The organism is Aeromicrobium sp. Root472D3 (assembly GCF_001426485.1).
Taxonomy (GTDB): Bacteria; Actinomycetota; Actinomycetes; order Propionibacteriales; family Nocardioidaceae; genus Aeromicrobium.
On record NZ_LMET01000002.1, the window covers coordinates 167920 to 183554 of the forward strand.

At 73.5% G+C, this 15635-nt stretch carries 18 protein-coding genes; 7 read left to right on the forward strand and 11 right to left on the reverse strand.

The features are described 5' to 3' along the window. Window positions 1-45 precede the first annotated feature (45 nt). The 6 genes from ASD10_RS15540 to ASD10_RS15565 form a co-directional block, all read right to left on the reverse strand. Complete coding sequence (locus ASD10_RS15540; protein ID WP_056610996.1) at window positions 46-1701, reverse strand: bifunctional 3'-5' exonuclease/DNA polymerase; 1656 nt, start codon at window positions 1699-1701, stop codon at window positions 46-48. A gap of 124 nt (window positions 1702-1825) precedes the next feature. Continuing rightward, window positions 1826-2434 (reverse strand): hypothetical protein, encoded by a 609-nt coding sequence (locus ASD10_RS15545; protein ID WP_056610999.1) that lies wholly within the window; start codon window positions 2432-2434, stop codon window positions 1826-1828. Beyond that, window positions 2431-3774, reverse strand: coding sequence for an MFS transporter (locus ASD10_RS15550; RefSeq protein WP_056611002.1), 1344 nt, complete (start codon window positions 3772-3774; stop codon window positions 2431-2433). The genes ASD10_RS15545 and ASD10_RS15550 overlap by 4 nt, the downstream gene beginning before the upstream one ends. A 38-nt stretch (window positions 3775-3812) precedes the next feature. Continuing rightward, the gene (locus tag ASD10_RS15555) at window positions 3813-4229 is read right to left on the reverse strand and encodes a hypothetical protein (RefSeq protein ID WP_200938336.1); all 417 of its coding nucleotides are present in this window, start codon (window positions 4227-4229) and stop codon (window positions 3813-3815) included. Beyond that, window positions 4226-4561 carry an HNH endonuclease gene (locus tag ASD10_RS15560; protein ID WP_235502046.1) on the reverse strand — a complete coding sequence of 112 codons (336 nt, stop codon included), beginning with the start codon at window positions 4559-4561 and terminating at the stop codon, window positions 4226-4228. The genes ASD10_RS15555 and ASD10_RS15560 overlap by 4 nt, the downstream gene beginning before the upstream one ends. Before the next feature lie 48 nt (window positions 4562-4609). After that, a complete protein-coding gene (locus ASD10_RS15565; protein WP_056611005.1) occupies window positions 4610-5152 on the reverse strand; it encodes a hypothetical protein in 543 nt (180 codons plus the stop codon). 99 nt (window positions 5153-5251) lie between these two features. Between ASD10_RS15565 and ASD10_RS15570 the strand changes: the two genes are divergently transcribed. Further along, window positions 5252-5665, forward strand: coding sequence for an iron chaperone (locus ASD10_RS15570; protein WP_056611009.1), 414 nt, complete (start codon window positions 5252-5254; stop codon window positions 5663-5665). Between the two features lie 20 nt (window positions 5666-5685). Then, a complete protein-coding gene (rnhA, locus tag ASD10_RS15575; RefSeq protein WP_056611012.1) occupies window positions 5686-6141 on the forward strand; it encodes a ribonuclease HI in 456 nt (151 codons plus the stop codon). Between the two features lie 40 nt (window positions 6142-6181). Here the strand turns inward: rnhA and ASD10_RS15580 are convergent, their stop codons facing one another. Further along, window positions 6182-6427 carry a hypothetical protein gene (locus ASD10_RS15580; protein ID WP_056611015.1) on the reverse strand — a complete coding sequence of 82 codons (246 nt, stop codon included), beginning with the start codon at window positions 6425-6427 and terminating at the stop codon, window positions 6182-6184. Window positions 6428-6546: 119 nt separating this feature from the next. Between ASD10_RS15580 and ASD10_RS15585 the strand changes: the two genes are divergently transcribed. Further along, window positions 6547-6732 (forward strand): hypothetical protein, encoded by a 186-nt coding sequence (locus ASD10_RS15585; RefSeq protein ID WP_056611018.1) that lies wholly within the window; start codon window positions 6547-6549, stop codon window positions 6730-6732. A 65-nt stretch (window positions 6733-6797) separates the two neighbouring features. On the opposite strand, the gene ASD10_RS15590 is transcribed toward ASD10_RS15585, so the two are convergent. Then, window positions 6798-8924 carry a DEAD/DEAH box helicase gene (locus tag ASD10_RS15590; protein ID WP_056611021.1) on the reverse strand — a complete coding sequence of 709 codons (2127 nt, stop codon included), beginning with the start codon at window positions 8922-8924 and terminating at the stop codon, window positions 6798-6800. 311 nt (window positions 8925-9235) lie between these two features. Further along, a complete protein-coding gene (locus ASD10_RS15595) occupies window positions 9236-10486 on the reverse strand; it encodes a YibE/F family protein (protein ID WP_157432683.1) in 1251 nt (416 codons plus the stop codon). A gap of 9 nt (window positions 10487-10495) precedes the next feature. Here ASD10_RS15595 and ASD10_RS15600 point away from each other — a divergent pair, with 9 nt between their 5' ends. Next, the gene (locus ASD10_RS15600) at window positions 10496-11245 is read left to right on the forward strand and encodes a phosphotransferase (protein WP_235502053.1); all 750 of its coding nucleotides are present in this window, start codon (window positions 10496-10498) and stop codon (window positions 11243-11245) included. A 7-nt stretch (window positions 11246-11252) separates the two neighbouring features. Then, complete coding sequence (locus ASD10_RS15605; protein WP_235502055.1) at window positions 11253-11684, forward strand: cupin domain-containing protein; 432 nt, start codon at window positions 11253-11255, stop codon at window positions 11682-11684. A gap of 3 nt (window positions 11685-11687) precedes the next feature. Here ASD10_RS15605 and ASD10_RS15610 read toward each other — a convergent pair whose 3' ends face one another. Beyond that, window positions 11688-12404, reverse strand: a complete 717-nt coding sequence (locus ASD10_RS15610; protein ID WP_235502056.1) for a YqjF family protein — start codon at window positions 12402-12404, stop codon at window positions 11688-11690. 116 nt (window positions 12405-12520) lie between these two features. Between ASD10_RS15610 and ASD10_RS15615 the strand changes: the two genes are divergently transcribed. After that, on the forward strand, window positions 12521-13384 hold the full coding sequence (locus ASD10_RS15615) for a bile acid:sodium symporter family protein (protein ID WP_082556337.1): 864 nt from the start codon (window positions 12521-12523) through the stop codon (window positions 13382-13384). Between the two features lie 2 nt (window positions 13385-13386). On the opposite strand, the gene ASD10_RS15620 is transcribed toward ASD10_RS15615, so the two are convergent. Further along, window positions 13387-14628 carry an FAD-binding protein gene (locus ASD10_RS15620; RefSeq protein WP_056611033.1) on the reverse strand — a complete coding sequence of 414 codons (1242 nt, stop codon included), beginning with the start codon at window positions 14626-14628 and terminating at the stop codon, window positions 13387-13389. 62 nt (window positions 14629-14690) lie between these two features. Here ASD10_RS15620 and ASD10_RS15625 point away from each other — a divergent pair, with 62 nt between their 5' ends. After that, window positions 14691-15635, forward strand: coding sequence for an NADP-dependent oxidoreductase (locus ASD10_RS15625; RefSeq protein ID WP_056611036.1), 945 nt, complete (start codon window positions 14691-14693; stop codon window positions 15633-15635).

Below are 15635 nucleotides of genomic sequence, written 5' to 3' on the forward strand. Positions count from 1 at the left end.
CACGAAACGGAACGGGTCCGTTTCGTAAGATCTAGGTGTCCTGCGTCACTGCGTGCCGGTGCCGGCCTTCCCGGCGTCGGCGTACGAGCGCACGATCGACGTCGTCAGCGGGAAGTCGATCGCGAGGTCGCGGAACAGCAGGGCCGAGGCCGCGGCCGCCGACTGCTCCAGGTGCTGCACGACCTGCTCGGCGAGCCCGGCCGGCGCGTGCACGACGACCTCGTCGTGCAGGAAGAACACGAGGTGGGGCCGGTCGGCCAGACCTCCTGCTGCGCCCAGCTTCCACAGCCGGTGGCGCAGGTCGGCGATCCAGCACAGCGCCCACTCGGCACCGGTGCCCTGCACGACGAAGTTGCGGGTGAACCGCCCGTACGCGCGCCGGTCGCGGGCTCGACCGGCCGGGTCGACGGCCGGGTCGTCGGGGTCGACGTCGTCCGTCTCGCCGAGCCGCGGGGCCCCACGGCCCAGCAGCGTCCGCACCAGCTCGCCCCGCTCGCCGGCGCGGGCCGCCTCCTCGACCAGGCCGAACGCGGCCGGGTAGCGCTTCGTCAGCGAGGCGACGAGCCGGCCGCTGCCCCCGCTGGTGGCGCCGTACATCGCACCGAGCAGGCCCATCTTGGCCTCGAGCCGGCTCGCGACCGCACCGTCGTCGGCCATCGACTGGTAGAGGTCGGCCCCACGGGCCGAGGCCGCGAGCGCCTCGTCGCCGCTCATGCCCGCGAGGGCGCGGGGCTCGAGCTGCGCGACGTCGGCCACGACGAGCCGCCAGCCGTCATCGGCCACGGCCGCTGCGCGCACCTGCGCGGGCAGCGACAGTGCTCCGCCGCCGTTGGACGACCACCGACCCGTCGAGGAGCCCGCCGGCTGGTACGACGGCCTGAAGCGACCCCCGGAGACCCATTGGTCGCTCCACGCCCAGCCGTTGGTCTTGGCCAGCTGCGCCAGGTTCTTGTAGCGCAGCAGGACGTCGACGGCGGGGTGGTCGACGGCGCGCAGGGTCGACGCGCGCACGTCGGGCACGTCGACGCCGGCGCGTCGCAGGGCCGCCAGCAGCTCGGCCCGGGAGTCGGGGTTGAGGTCGGGCGACGCGAGCGCGCGGCGCACCTCGTCGGCGACGGCCTCGAGGAGCCGGGGACGCATGCCGCGCAGGGGACGCGGCCCCAGCAGCTCGGTCAGCAGGCGGTCGTGGACGTCGGCGCGCCAGGGCACGCCCGCGAACGTCATCTCGGCCGCGACCAGGGCGCCGGACGACTCGGCCGCCAGCAGCAGGCCGAGGCGGGTCGACTCGTCGCTGGCCCGGACGACCGCGAGCTGGCGTGCGTCCTCGAGGTCGGCACGCAGGTGCTCGGACGGGTCGTCGACGGCGAACAGGGCCGGGGCCGCCTCGGTCGAGGGGCCGAGCCGGTCCCACAGCTCGGACTGCTCGCCGTCGAGCAGGCGCTGGCCGGCGGCGGGCGCACGGCGCAGCACGTGGTGGGCCAGGCGCAGGTCGTGGCAGCGTCCGACCCTCACGCCCGCGGCGAGCAGGGTGGGGTACCAGCGGGCCGTGTCGTCCCACACCCAGCGCGGTGACGACGCAGGATCGGTCTCGCGCTCGGCGACGAGGGCCGGCAGGTCGTCGACCGCGATCTCCCGCCGCGCCTCGCCGTCGACGACCAGCACGCGGTCGCCGGGAAGGCGGGACAGCGACGGCCGGCTCATGGGCGTCCTTCGGGTCGGGGCACGGACGGTCGGGAATCTACCCCGCGCCACGGACACCCGACCGAGCGACCGGATCCGTGCAGAACGCGCGAGATCCGTCACCGCCACGCAGGCGGCTCCGGTGTCAGACGAGGTCGCGCAGGCGGGCCCTCAGCGAGTCCTTCACGGCCTGCGTCACGGCGGTCTCGATGCGGTCGTTCAACGCCGACGGGTCGTCGACGTCGTCCAGCACGGCGCGGACGTCGAGCTGGTCGATCGTGCGGTCCAGGACGTCGTCGGTCTTCAGCGCGCCGTCGATCACGGAGTCGGGCAGCGCCCGGATCACCCGTTCGAGCAGGCCGTTCAGGTCGGCCGAGTCGAGCACCTCGTCGACCAGTGCCGACGCCTCGGGCAGCGTGCCGTCGGCCTTCATGCGCGCCACCGCCGACCGCAGGCCGTCGCGGAGCGCGTCGACCTGGGCGCGCGTCGGCTCGTCCGAGCGGGCGAGCTGCAGGGTCAGCGACTCGCGGCTGGTGCCCAGCGTGCACGCGGCGTCGTCGAGCCCGATCAGCACGAGCCGCTCGGTCAGGCCGTCGATGCCGTCGGCCTGCGTCGTGACGGGACGCTCGACGCAGGCGTCGGCGGGCCGCAACGGCTCGTACGTCCCGCCGCCGTGCGCGAGCTGGGCGCCGATCGTCGCGACGACCAGCAGCACGGCCACGAGCGGCAGGCCGATCCAGCGCGGCGCCCTCACGACGTCCTCCGGCGTCGCGGCAGCACGACGGTCAGCAGGGCCGCGAGCGCGATCGCGGCCCCGATCAGGAACGAGTCGCGGAACGCCCGGTTGGCGGCCCGCTCGAGCTGGTCGTCGAGATCGCGCTCGAGCCGCGCGAGCGCCGGACGGTCCGACGCGTCGACGTCCAGCCGGGCGAAGGCCGGCGCCAGGTCGGGCACCTGGCCTCGCTGGCCGACGAGGGCGTCGCCGAGCGCCTTGGCGACCGCGATCCGGTCGTCGGCCGGGAGCGGCGCGTCGATCACGAGCGCCGTGACGGCCTGCTCGGCGGGTGCCTGCGCGTCCTGCAGGTCGGAGGTGAAGACGGGGGTCAGCACCGCGAGACCGACGACGACCCCGAGGTGCCGGGCACCGATCGTCCAGCCGGCATGACGCGCCCGCGGCAGGCGCAGGTCCATCGCCTGCGACGTGAGCCGGTCGACCGTGAGCCCCAGGCCCAGCCCCACCAGCACCTGCGGGGCGACGGTCCAGGCCAGGTCGGACGACGGCAGCAGCGCGAGGCCCGCGAGGCCGCCGGCGACCAGGAAGCAGCCGACCCCCACCTCGACCGTGGCGGGGGGACGGAACGGGCGCACCAGCACGGGTGCCGCGACCGCGGCGACCGCCACGACGGACACCGTGACGGCGGCGGTCGCGGGCGAACGTCCCCAACCCTCCACGAGCAGCAGCACCAGCAGGAACAGTGCCGCCGTCAGTGCCGCGGACATCAGCGCGAGGGTCACGTTCGCGCGGACGGCGGGGCGGTGCCGGTCGGTCGGGCGGGCGGGTCGGTCGGACGACGCGAGCGCCGCCGGCACCGCGAGCAGCGCGAAGGGGACCTGAACGACGAAGATCGCCTGCCACGAGATCGCCTGCGTCAGGAGCCCGCCCGCGACGGGCCCCGCGGCCGTGCCGACGACGCCGGCCGTCACCCACGTCGCGACGCCGCGGCGCTCGCCCCGTTCGGTGACGAGCTGCTCGAGGCACCCGACGAGGGCCAGGGCACCGCCCAGCGCCTGCACGCACCGGGCGAGCACCAGCACCTCGATCGAGCCGGCGACGGCGCACCACGCCGAGGCGCCCGCGAACACCGCGATGCCCACGGCGGCGAGCAGGCGCGGCTGCGTCCGCTCGAGCACGAGGGCAGCCGGCACGGCGGCGAGCCCGAGCACCAGGTTGTAGGCGATCAGCACCCACGCGACCTGACCGACCGTCGCGTCGAGGTTGAGCAGGATGTCGGGCAGCGCGAGCGTCACGACCGCCGAGTCGGCCAGCACCATCGCGACCGTCACGGCCAGCAGGGGAGTCACGGCACGACGCACCCGACCATCCTCGCAGCGGTGCGGACGTGCCGCGACCCTCAGGCCAGCAGCGCGGCGACGAACGCCGCCGCCGTCGCCGCGAGCCGGACGCGGTCGGCGACGAGCAGCCGCCCGACCTCCCGGTCCGACGGTCCGTCGCGCCCCAGACGGCCGTGCGCGGGTGCCGCCACGGCCGCGGTCGTCCCTGCCGCGACCGCATGACCTGCCAGGGCCGCGAAGGTCCACGCCGTGTGCGGGCCGGCGACCAGCACCCAGACGCAGGCGGCGGCCACGACGACGTACAGCGGTCCGACGACGTACGAGATGCGCCGCGAGTGCGCCGCGTGCACCTCGTGCCACCGGTCGGCAGTCGTCGACGCGAGCGCGGGGTACACGACGACCGTGACGACGGCCTGGAAGCCGAGGTGGAGACCGCTCGCGGCGAGCAGGGCCTCGGTGGCGGTCAGCCCGGTCATCGCAGCATCCCGACGACCTCGACCTGCCGCAGCAGGAACGTCCGCTCGTCGAGCTTCTTGCGGCGCATCCACGTCGTGACCTCGAGATTGCACTTGCTCGCGTTGCACGAGGCGCAGGCCGGCACGACGTTCGTCAGGGTGTACCGACCGCCTCGGGAGATCGGCAGCATGCAGTCCTTCTGCAGCGCGGCGCCGTCGCCGCCGCAGTAGGCGCAGCCGCCCCACGCCTCCATCAGCGCGTACCACTGGTCGGCGCTGAGGTCGTGCTCGACCGCGGCCATGCGGCGCTTGCGGCGTCGCGCGTGGGTCGCGGCCTTCCTGCTCGTCGGCACGGGGTCGATCGTACGGGCCCGCCGCGCCGGGAGACGACACCGCGGCGGTCAGTAGACCGGCAGGTCGGACTTCTCCTTCTCGCCCAGCGAGTCCTCGGTCGTGATGGTCCTGCGGCCGAGATCGACGTCCAGGCGCCGGACGGGGTCCCCGACCCTCGCCCGGTCGGTGCTGCGCCACACGCGGTCGTCCACCAGGTCGACCGTCGTGGACCACGAGCTCATGGACGTCGTCGTCGAGAACCGCAGGTCGACGTTCAGGTAGTCGCCGCCGAAGTACCGGCTGGCGAGCCGGTCGGGGTCGATGCGCACGACGTAGGCGCCGTCGTCGCCGGTCGTGACGGTCGGCAGGTCGAGGGTGTCGACGACCCCGCCCTCGGGGACGTCCGAGGTGTCCTCGGGCCACAGGGTCGCGACGACGAAGGCGCCTCGCAACGGCTTGCCGTCCATCGAGACGACCCCGTGCAGCGCCACGGTGCCGGTGTCGGGGCCGGCGGTCGCCACCGGGGTCGGTGGGGCGTCCGAGCCGCAGCCGCCCACGACGAGGACCGACACGAGAAGGGCGGCGAGGAAGAACCGTCGGGGGCCGGGCATGGCCGTGATCCTCCCACGTGCGGAGTGCGCGCGGTGCCGATCGCGGAGAAGGGTCGCAGGACCCGGGTCCTGCGACGGCCGGCTGACTATGCTCGGCGCATGCCCGCCCCCAAGGTCGCCAGCGTCGAGGAGTTCTTCGCGCGTCTCGACGACGTCCAGCGCCCCCACGTCGAGGCGCTGCGGGCGCTGAGCCTCGAGGCGGCGGAGGGCACCGAGATCGTCGAGGCGCTGAAGTTCAACGTCCCGGCCTATGCCGCGCAGACCATGGTGTGGACGCTGCAGGTGTTCAAGAACCACTGCTCGGTGCGGTTCCCGGTGGCGTTCTTCGTCGACCGTCGCGACGAGGCGATCGCGGCCGGCTACGACGCGATCGAGGGCGCGCTCAAGATCCGCTGGGACCAGGAGGTCCCCGAGGCGATCGTCCGCCGGCTCCTCGCCGAGCGCGTCGACGACTACGAGGCCGGCCACACGGCGTGGTCGACACCCGGGCAGCGCACCCGCCCGAAGACGTAGGCCCCTGCGAGGATGGTCCGGTGACCGAGGCACCCGTGATCATCCACACCGACGGCGGCTGCACGCCCAATCCCGGCCCGGGCGGCTGGGGGGCGGTGCTGCGCCAGGGCGAGCACGTGCGCGAGATGTTCGGCGGCGAGCCCACGGCGACGACCAACAACCGCATGGAGCTGACCGCGCCCATCATGGCGCTCGAGGCCCTGCGACGTCCCTTGACCGTGCACCTGCACACCGACAGCACCTACGTGCGCAGCGGCATCACGCAGTGGGTCGCGGGGTGGGAGAGGAACGGCTGGCGCACGGCGTCGAGGCAGCCGGTCAAGAACGTCGATCTCTGGCAGCGCCTCAAGGCCGCGTGCGACCGGCACGAGGTCGAGTGGTTCTGGGTCAAGGGCCACTCGGGCGTGCCCGACAACGAGCTCGCCGACGTCCTCGCGACCAAGGGCATGGTCGAGGCGATGGCGCAGACGGGCTGACGTCCGCGGTCGGGCATCCGAGCCTGCCCGACCGGGCCGCTCAGCTGCTGGCGTTGTAGACGAGGGCGCCGAGGACCATCCCGATGATCGTCGCGGCGATGCCGCCGATGCCCGCCCACAGGCCGAGCTTCTTCTCGCCCTGCGAGTACCCGACGAAGCCGAGGACGGCGCCGATCGGGCCGAGGATGATCGGCAGGAAGACCAAGGCGATGGCGTCGAGGACGAACGCCACGATGACGAGGACGCGCGCCGTGCTCGACGCGGGGGCGGTGGACGGGTTGGACATGAGGACCTCCTGGGTGCGACGGCGGGGTCTCGCCGTGTTGAGAGGGTCAATTCCCCCGAATCGCCGTCGTCAAACCCCGGGGGGCGTCTGGCCGTGCCCTGGCGGGGTACCTCACGACCATGACGACAGATCCCACGCAGGCCCGCAACGACAACACCGACGAGACGACCGAGGAGGACGGACAGCTGGCGAACCCCGGCCCCGTCCCGGTCGAGGCCGAGGACGCGTCCGACACCGGCGAGGGTCGTCCCGGCGACCTGACGGCCGAGGCCGGGCCCGACCAGGACGCCCACCCCGACCGCTGACCCGAGCGGCTCGCGCACCACGCTGGGCCCGTCCAACGCTCGCGTTGGACGGGCCCAGCGGTGCGTCAGGAGCGGGCCTGGAGCGCCTCGGTGAGCATCGCGACGAGCGCCTCGAGCTGGACGTCGGCGGACGACGAGATCTCCTCGTCCGAGCCGTCGAGCGCCCGGGCCGCCAGGCTCGCCTTGCTGTCGATCAGCTCGGCGATCTTGCCGTCGATCGTCTGCGCCGCGATGATGCGCCACGCAGTGACGGGCTCCTCCTGACCGATGCGGTGGACGCGGTCGATCGCCTGCGTCTGCTCGGCGTCGGTCCACGACAGCTCGGCGAGCACGACGTTGGACGCGACCTGCAGGTTGAGGCCGACTCCAGCGGCGGTCAGCGAGCAGACCACGATCTCGACGTCCTCGTCCTGGACGAACGCGTCGATGTTCGCCTGGCGCGTCTTCGCGGTCTGGTCGCCGCGGATCGAGGCGAAGCGGATGCCGCGACGCGTGAACGTCTCCTCGGCGACGTCCATGACGTCGATGTGCTTGGCGAAGAAGACGACCTTGCCGACGTTGCGCGACAGCTGGGCCGCGTAGTCGGCGGCGAGGCCGGCCTTGGCCTGGCCGATGCGACGCATCATGCCGAAGACGTTCTGGCCGGTCTTCTCGTCGTCGGCGTCCTCGCGCTCCCAGCGCGCGACGCTGCGGACGAGGTCGTGGTCGATGCCGTCGACCGTGACGCCCGACGTGCGGTTCTCGAGCGCCGAGTCGTAGCGGGCGACCAGGCGGCGCGCGAGCTCCTGCTCGGCCTCGCGGATCGACCGGCCGACGGCGTCGTCGAGCTCGACGGGCAGGTCGGCGATGCGGCGCGCGGGGATGTCGGCCGCGACGTCGACCTTGCGACGGCGGACGATGCCCATGCTGATGACGTTGGTGCGCGCCGACGAGTAGAACCCCGAGTCGGCCGGCGTGAGGCCGGTGTCCTCGAGCCGCTCCATGAGCTCGGCCAGGGGCTTCTTGTCGTCGATCCAGCCGAGGAACTGCCAGATCGCCCGGAAGTCCTCGATGTCGTTGATCAGCGGGGTGCCGGTCAGCGCCATCAGCAGCGGGCGCACCGTGCGGTGGCGGATGCGCTCGGACAGCTCGAGGGCGTGCTTCGAGCGCTGCGAGGTGCGGTTCTTGATGAAGTGCGCCTCGTCGACGACCATGCCGCGGAAGCCGAACTCGCCGAGCCAGCCGACGTGCCGGTCGAGCACCTCGTAGTTGACGACGACGATGTCGGCGAAGCCGTCGATCGAGTCGCCGTCGCCGTGGATCACGGTCGCCTTACGGCTCGGCGTCCAGATGTCGGCCTCGCGGGCCCAGTTGGTCTTGACGACGTTCGGCACGACGACCAGCAGCGGGTACGCGTCGGCGGCGTGCGCGGCCAGCAGGGCCTGTGCGGTCTTGCCGAGGCCCGGCTCGTCGGCGAGCAGGAACGTGCGGTGCCCCTCGGCGGCCGCGGCGACGACCTGGGCCTGGTGTGGCATGAGCTCGAGGCCGCCGAGCGTCATGAGGAACCCGGGCTCGGGCAGCGGCATGCACGACGACGCGCCGCCGTACTCGAACGCGCGGAACAGGGGGCCGAGCAGCTCCCACGTCGACAGGCGCTTGGGGCTCGCGGTGCGCTGGCCGACGGCGGAGAAGTCGGGCGCGAGGAACGGGTTGGCGAGCTGGCGTGCGACGACCGACTGCGGGACGACACGCCGCTCGGTCACGACGGCCGGGGCAGCGTCGGACGAGTCGGCGACGGGTGTCTCGACACCGGCGGCCTGCAGCATCTCGCTGCGTAGCGTGTCGGCGGCATCGGTGAAGACCGCGTTCTCGTCGAGCAGGGGGTAGACCGTGGGGTCGAGCGCGACGGTCTGGGCGAGGATCGTCGCGACGCCGTCGAGGCGCTTGAGCTGCTCGGCGCGGTGCGCCTCGCTGGCGTCCTTGTCGGCCTTGACGCGTGTGCGCTCCTCGCGGACCAGCACGGCCACGACCTGGAACTTCGTGCGTCCGGCGGGGGACAGGGGGCCACGCTGGGCCTTGGCCTCGACCTCGCGGACGGCGCGGGCGAGCACGCGGATGATGTCGCCCTTCTCGAGCGGTCGCTGGCCTGCGCCCCGCGCCTGCCGGGGGGCGGTGCGGGTCGTGCCGGACTGGCGCTGGCCTCGTCGAGCCAAGAGATCCTCCTGTGGAGTGCCGGACGTCGGTCCGGCGGTACGGCGGCACCGTCCTGCCCGTGGGCCGTGACGCACGACGTCCGGACGTCGTGGCCGGTGCGTCACCCGTCGTCGACCGCCGGGAAACCTGCGTCCGGCGGCGTCGGTCGTGCGGTGGGCCCGGGACGGGCCACGCACGACGGCCCGTGAGCAGTCATCGTCCCTCGGGGACACGCTGCGGGTCGGTGTGTCCCCATGCTACCCCCGCAGTCGTCGCCGCGTCCGCGAACCTCGACGGAACGCCGACCGGGCTGACGAGCGCAGGGCGGTCGTCAGCCGCCGACGGGGCCCGCGTGGCTGCCGCCCGAGCGCCGCGCCGGCGCCCCGACGGGCTCGTCGGTGCGCGGCGGGGCCAGCCAGACCGCGAACAGCGTCGTGATCGGCACCGCGAGCACGAGCCCGATCGCCCCCACGAGCGTGCGGACGATCTCCTGGCCGATCTCCTCGGTCGTGGCGAGGTCGGCCAGCCCGCGCTGGTACGCCGTCGCGAGCAGCAGGATCGTCATGGCCGAGCCCGCGTAGGCGAACACGAGGGTGTAGACGCTCGACGCGATGTGGTCGCGCCCGATCCGCATCGCCGACGTGAACAGCTCGGCACCGCGGGCGGCGGGCTTGAGCGCCCGCATCTCCCACACCGCGCTGGCCTGCGTCACCGTGACGTCGTTGAGCACGCCGAGCCCGGCGATCACCATCGTGCCGGCCACGATCGCCGACAGCGAGATGTCGGGGACCGTCGCGATCAGCCGCTGGTCGTCCTCGGACCCCACGCCGCTGAGCTGCGACCACCCCGTCGCGGCGACGCCGATCGCAGCCGTCAGCGCGATGCCGACGAGCGTGCCGAAGAGCGCCGACGTCGTGCGGATCGAGATGCCGTGCGCGAGGTACAGCACGACGATCATGATGACGGTCGAGCCGACCACCGCCACGGCCAGCGGCGACTCGCCGGCCAGGAACGCCGGCAGCATGAACTTGGTGACGGCCAGCAGCGTCACGCCGATCCCGACCAGCGCGAACAGCCCGCGCCACCGGGCGATCGCCACCACCAGCACCGCGAAGATCGCGGCCAGTGCGACGAGCGGCACGCCGCGCTTGAAGTCGAGGAACTCGTACGACGCCTCCTGGCCGGCCGGCTCGATGCGGATCAGCGAGATGTCGTCGCCGGGCTCGATGCCGGCCTTGTAGCGGGACGCGTCGAGCTCGAACGTGCCGGTGCCGCCGGGCACCGTGGCCGTGACGCGGGCGCAGTCGCCGGCGACCTCGATTGAGCCGTCGGGACCCTCGCCGCCGCTGTTGCACCCGAACGGCTCGACCTTCGTGACGGTGGCGTCGACCGTGCTGACGCCCTCGCCGCTGTACGGGTTCTGGTCCTTCGGCACCTGGTCGGCATCGGGCCACAGCAGGATCATCGCGACGACCGCGATCGCCGAGATCGTCATGACGACCATCGACAGGCCGACCGCGAGGCCGCGACGGGGCGGTCCGGCATCGACGGGTGCGTGGGAGTGCGAGTGCGAATGTGCCACGATGACAGCGTGCCAGAGGATGCTGAACACCTGCCCGGAGCGGTCGGTGGGGTCACCCGCATCGGCCGCACGGTGCGTCGCCCGACGGGCCCGTGGACGCCCGCGGTGCACGAGCTGCTGACCTTCCTCGACGCCGAGGGCCTGCGCGGCGTCCCGGCGCTGCACGGCGTCGACGACGAGGGCCGCGAGGTGCTCGAGCACGTCGAGGGTCGCGGGGTGCCGGTCGACGACGAGGTCGTGCTCGACACGGTCCTCGAGGAGGCCGTGACGTGGCTGCGCGACTTCCACGACGTCGTCGAGGGGTTCCGTCCGTCCGGGGTGCGGACCTGGCGCGGGGGCGATGCCGAGCTCGCCGCCGACCAGGTCGTCTGCCACAACGACCCCGGCGCGTACAACTGGATCATCCAGAGCGGGCACTTCGTCGCGATGATCGACTGGGACATGGCCGGGCCCGGACGCGCGATCGACGACCTCGCCTTCATGGCCTGGACCGCGATCCCGCTGTACCGCGAGATCCCGGTCGAGGACGTCGCCCGTCGCCTCGACATCCTGGTCGACGCCTACGGCGAGTGGGGCCCGATGACGGTGCTCGAGGCCGTCGTCGAGCGCATGTCGACGGCGTCCGACCGGATCGAGGCGGGCCAGGCCCGCGGCGACCAGGGGTTCGTCAACCTCGGGCGCGTCGGCGAGCCGCAGCGCACCCGCGACCGTGTCGCGGCCTTCCGTGCGCGAATCCCGGCGATCGAGGCGGCACTGTGAGCCGGTCGTGACGCAGCGTCCGCCGCTCGCCGAGATGCTCGACCTGCAGCCCCACCCCGAGGGCGGCTGGTACCGCCGCACCTGGGCCTCGGACGTCGAGGTGACCCTGCCGGACGGGCGGGTGCGACCCACGGCCACGACGATCCTGTTCCTGCTGCCGTCGGGGGAGTCGTCGGCGTGGCACCGGGTCGCCTCGGACGAGCTGTGGATCGCCCAGCAGGGCTCGGTGCGGCTCGAGCTCGGCGGCACGGGCGGGCGTCCCGCGGCGACGGAGGTGGTCGTGGTCGGGCTCGATCTCGGCGCCGGGGACGCCGCACAGGTTCTCGTGCCCGCCGGTGTGTGGCAGCGCACCGTCCCGTCGTCGACCGACGCGCTGGTCGGCTGCGTGGTCTCGCCGGGCTTCGACTTCGACGACTTCGAGCTGGCCGACGACGCGTGAGGCTCAGCCGCGCACGAGGCGCGGCATCCCGAACGCCGTGCGGACGCCCCGCGAGTGCAGCACCGAGTCGGGTGCGCGGCCGACGACCCCCGGCAGTCCTGCCGCCGCGACCAGGTCGTCGTCGAGGTGCTCCAGCTCGGCACGCCGCAGCGGCCACGGCTCGTGGTGGTTCGGGATCCAGAGCGTCCGGCCCATCCAGCGGGTGTGCAGGCCGAACCGGGCGGTGACGAACTCGTCCGCGGCCGACGGCCGGGTGATCGGGTCGCCCACGCGGACGCGCATCGTGCCCCCGGCCCCGTGCGGTCGCGGCCAGCGCCGGTGGGTCGTGTACTCGATCGTGTCGCCCTGCCTGGCGATGCTCATGCGCGCCCAGGTGTAGGGGGTGGCGAAGGCCAGGCGGGCGCCGATCGCGACGGCCAGCCGGACGGTCTCGAGGGACCGGAAGACCACGCCGTGGCGACCCTGCGCGTCGACGGAGTAGAGGCGGACGTTGGTCTCGGCGAAGTCGCCGAAGTAGGGCACGGCCGGTCCGCGGCCGAAGCCGGCGTGCCGCATGTCGAACGGGATCAGGCCGACGTACGTGACACCGTCGAGGACGTCTGGGCGCGTCAGCGGCGGCAGCAGCGGCGCGACCAGCTCGGGGTCGACCGCCCAGTGCACGAACGAGATGCGGGTCCAGTCCTGCTGCATGATGCGGGGGCCGCGGAGGGGTTCGGGCACAGGACTGAACGTGTTCACTTCTCGAGTATGGAGCCGTCCGGGCGTCCCGGCGCGGTGGACGGGCGCGGATCGCGTCACACGCGGGGTGTGACCGACATCACGTCTAGGGTGTCGTGATGGACTCCGCGCTCACGACCGTCGGCCTGCCGCTCGCCCTGGGCATCATCATGTTCGGCCTCGGGCTGTCGCTCACGGCCGACGACTTCCGTCGCGTCCGCCGGCAGCCCCGAGCCGTCGCGATCGCGCTGGTGTGCCAGCTGCTCGTGCTGCCCCTCGTGTGCTTCGGGCTGGTCGTGGTGCTTGACCTCGACCCCCTGCTGGGCATCGGCATGCTGCTGCTGGCGGCGTCGCCGGGCGGCACCAGCGCCAACCTGTTCAGCCACCTGTTCCACGGCGACGTCGCGCTCAACGTGACGCTCACGGCGATCAACTCGGTCATCGCGATCTTCTCGCTGCCGGTCATCACGAACCTCGCGATCGCCTACTACGACCGGCAGGACTCGGTGTCGCTGCAGTTCTCGAAGGTCGTCGAGGTGTTCGCGATCGTGCTCGTCCCCGTGCTGCTCGGGATGCTGGTGCGCTCGGCCAGGCCAGGGTTCGCCGGTGCCGCCGAGCGTCCGGTCCGCATCGGGTCGGCCGCGGTGCTCGCGATCCTCGTGATCGGCATCCTGGTCGACCAGCGCGAGCAGGTCGGCGAGTACGTCGGCGACGTCGGCCTGGCGACGGGGCTGTTCTGCGCCGCGAGCCTCGTGATCGGCTACGTCGTGCCGAAGGCCTTCGGCGTCACGGCGGCGCAGGCCATCGCGTCGTCGATGGAGATCGGCGTGCACAACGCGACGCTGGCGATCTACATCGCCGTCGAGGTGCTCGACTCCACGGAGGTGTCGGTGCCGGCCGCCGTCTACTCGATCTTCATGTTCGTCTTCGCGACCCTCTGGGGCCACGCCATCTCGCGCCGGGTCGCCCGCGAGCCGGCCTGACGTCAGAGGCCGAGCCAGCGGTCGGTGAGCTCGTTGGCGAACGTGCCGTCGGGGTCCCAGCGCCCGACCAGCGCCCGGAACTCGGGCAGGCGGGGGTAGGCGGCCAGCAGGCGCTCGGGCGTCGTCTCGAACACCTTGCCCCAGTGCGGTCGCGCCGCGAACGGGGCCAGGGCGTCGTCGAGCGTCGGCAGGAAGGCCTCGACCCCCTCGACGTCCATGCGCCACGTGAAGTGCAGCGCGACGCAGTCGACGTCGTGGCTGGGGCTCAGCCAGAGCCCGTCGCCGGCGACGGTGCGGATCTCGGAGACCAGCAGGATCGGCGCGAGTCCCTCGCGGAGGCCCCGCACCGCCCGGATCGCCTCGAGCGCGACGGTGCGCGGCACGAGGTACTCGGTCTGCAGCTCGTCGCCGTCGCTCGGCGTGAACTCGAGCCGGAAGTGCGGCAGGCGGTCCCACCACGGGCCCGGCAGGCCGAGCTGGCGGGTCGTGGCACCGGCGTCGACGTCCGGCAGGGGGTGCATCTCGCGGGTCGCGAGCGAGGCGCCGAACAGCTCGGTCACGGCGCCGTCGTCGACGCGCGACTTCGTCCAGACCTGGTGCGGCCCGCCGTCGGTCCAGTCGGTGAACATGCTGACGCTGTAGGCGCTCGAGGTGACGTCGTCGAAGTGCTCCTCGACGTCCGACCACGGCAGGTGCTCGAAGAGGTCCTGGCGCACCTCGAACCGCGGGACGACGTCGAGCGTCACGTGGGTCAGGATCCCGAGCCGTCCGAGGGAGACGACCGCGCCGTCGAACTCGTCGTCGCCCCGTCGCACGTCGACCAGCTCGCCGTCGGCGCGGACCAGCCGGATCGCGGCGACGGCGGCGGCCAGGCTGCCGTTGCGGTCACCCGAGCCGTGGGTGCCGGTGGCGATCGCCCCGGCGACCGAGATGTGGGGGAGCGAGGCCAGGTTCGGCAGCGCCCAGCCCGCGGCGTCGAGCTGCTCGACGAGCTCGCCGTAGCGCAGCCCGGCCGACACCGTCACGACGCGGGCGGGCTCGTCGACGCTGACGGTCACCGGCAGGTCGGCGACCGACACCTGCGCCTCGTCGGTGTCGGCGATGCGGTTGAACGAGTGACGCGACCCGACCGCACGCACGCGGGTCGCGTCGCGCACGACCTGCTGCAGCTCGTCGGTCGTCGTCGGGCGGTGGAGGGTGTGGGCGCCGTACGTCAGGTTGCCGGCCCAGTTGGTCGTGGTCACCGGTCCAGTGTGCGCCCACGGTCCGGACGGCGCGCGCTTGCCGCGAGGGGTTGACTGGACGCATGGCACCTCAGCGCAGCGGCACGGCACGTCGGTGGATGGCTCGCGAGCTCGGCTCGCCCGAGGGCTGGACGCTGGAGGAGCACGACCTGCCGGCCCCGGCCGCGGACCAGGTGACGATCGAGGTGCGCGCCGCGGGCATGAACCCCGCCGACGTCAAGCACGTCGCCGCGGGCACCGACGCCGGCCGGCTGCCGGTCGCGATCGGCTACGAGGTCGCGGGGGTCGTCGCCGCGGTCGGCTCGGCGGTCGAGGGCCGTGCGGTGGGCGACGAGGTCCTGGCCTTCCGGATCAGCGGCGGGTACGCGTCGGCCGTCAACGTCCCGGCAGCGGACGTGCTGGCGAAGCCGGCCTCGCTGGGGTTCGCCGAGGCGGCCAACCTGCTGCTCGCCGGTGCGACGGCCGCCGACATGCTGCGCGCCGCCCGGGTCGCCTCGGGCGACACGGTGCTGCTGCACGGCGCGTCCGGGGCGGTCGGCGTGAGCGTCCTGCAGCAGGCGCGGATGCTCGGCGCGACGGTCGTCGGCACCGCCAGCCCCGGACGGTTCGCGGTCGTGGAGGGCTTCGGCGGCACGGCCGTCGCGCACGGCGACGGGCTCGAGCAGCGGGCCCGCGACGCGGCGCCGTCCGGCTACGACGTCGCCCTCGACGCGGTGGGCACCGACGAGGCCGTCGACGTCTCGCTGGCCCTGGTTCCCGACCGCACCCGCGTCGTGACGATCGCGGCCAGGGCGAGGGCGCAGCAGGACGGCTTCACGGCGCTGGCCGGCGCCGATCCCGAGAGTGCCCGCTTCCGCGACGGCGTCCGCGCGCGGCTGGTCGAGCTGGCGGGCGGCGGCGAGCTCGTGGTGCCGGTCGCGCGCACGTACGCCCTCGACGACGCGCAGGCGGCCGTCGCCGAGCTGATGGGCGGCCACCCCGGCGGCAAGCTCGCGCTCGTCCCCTGA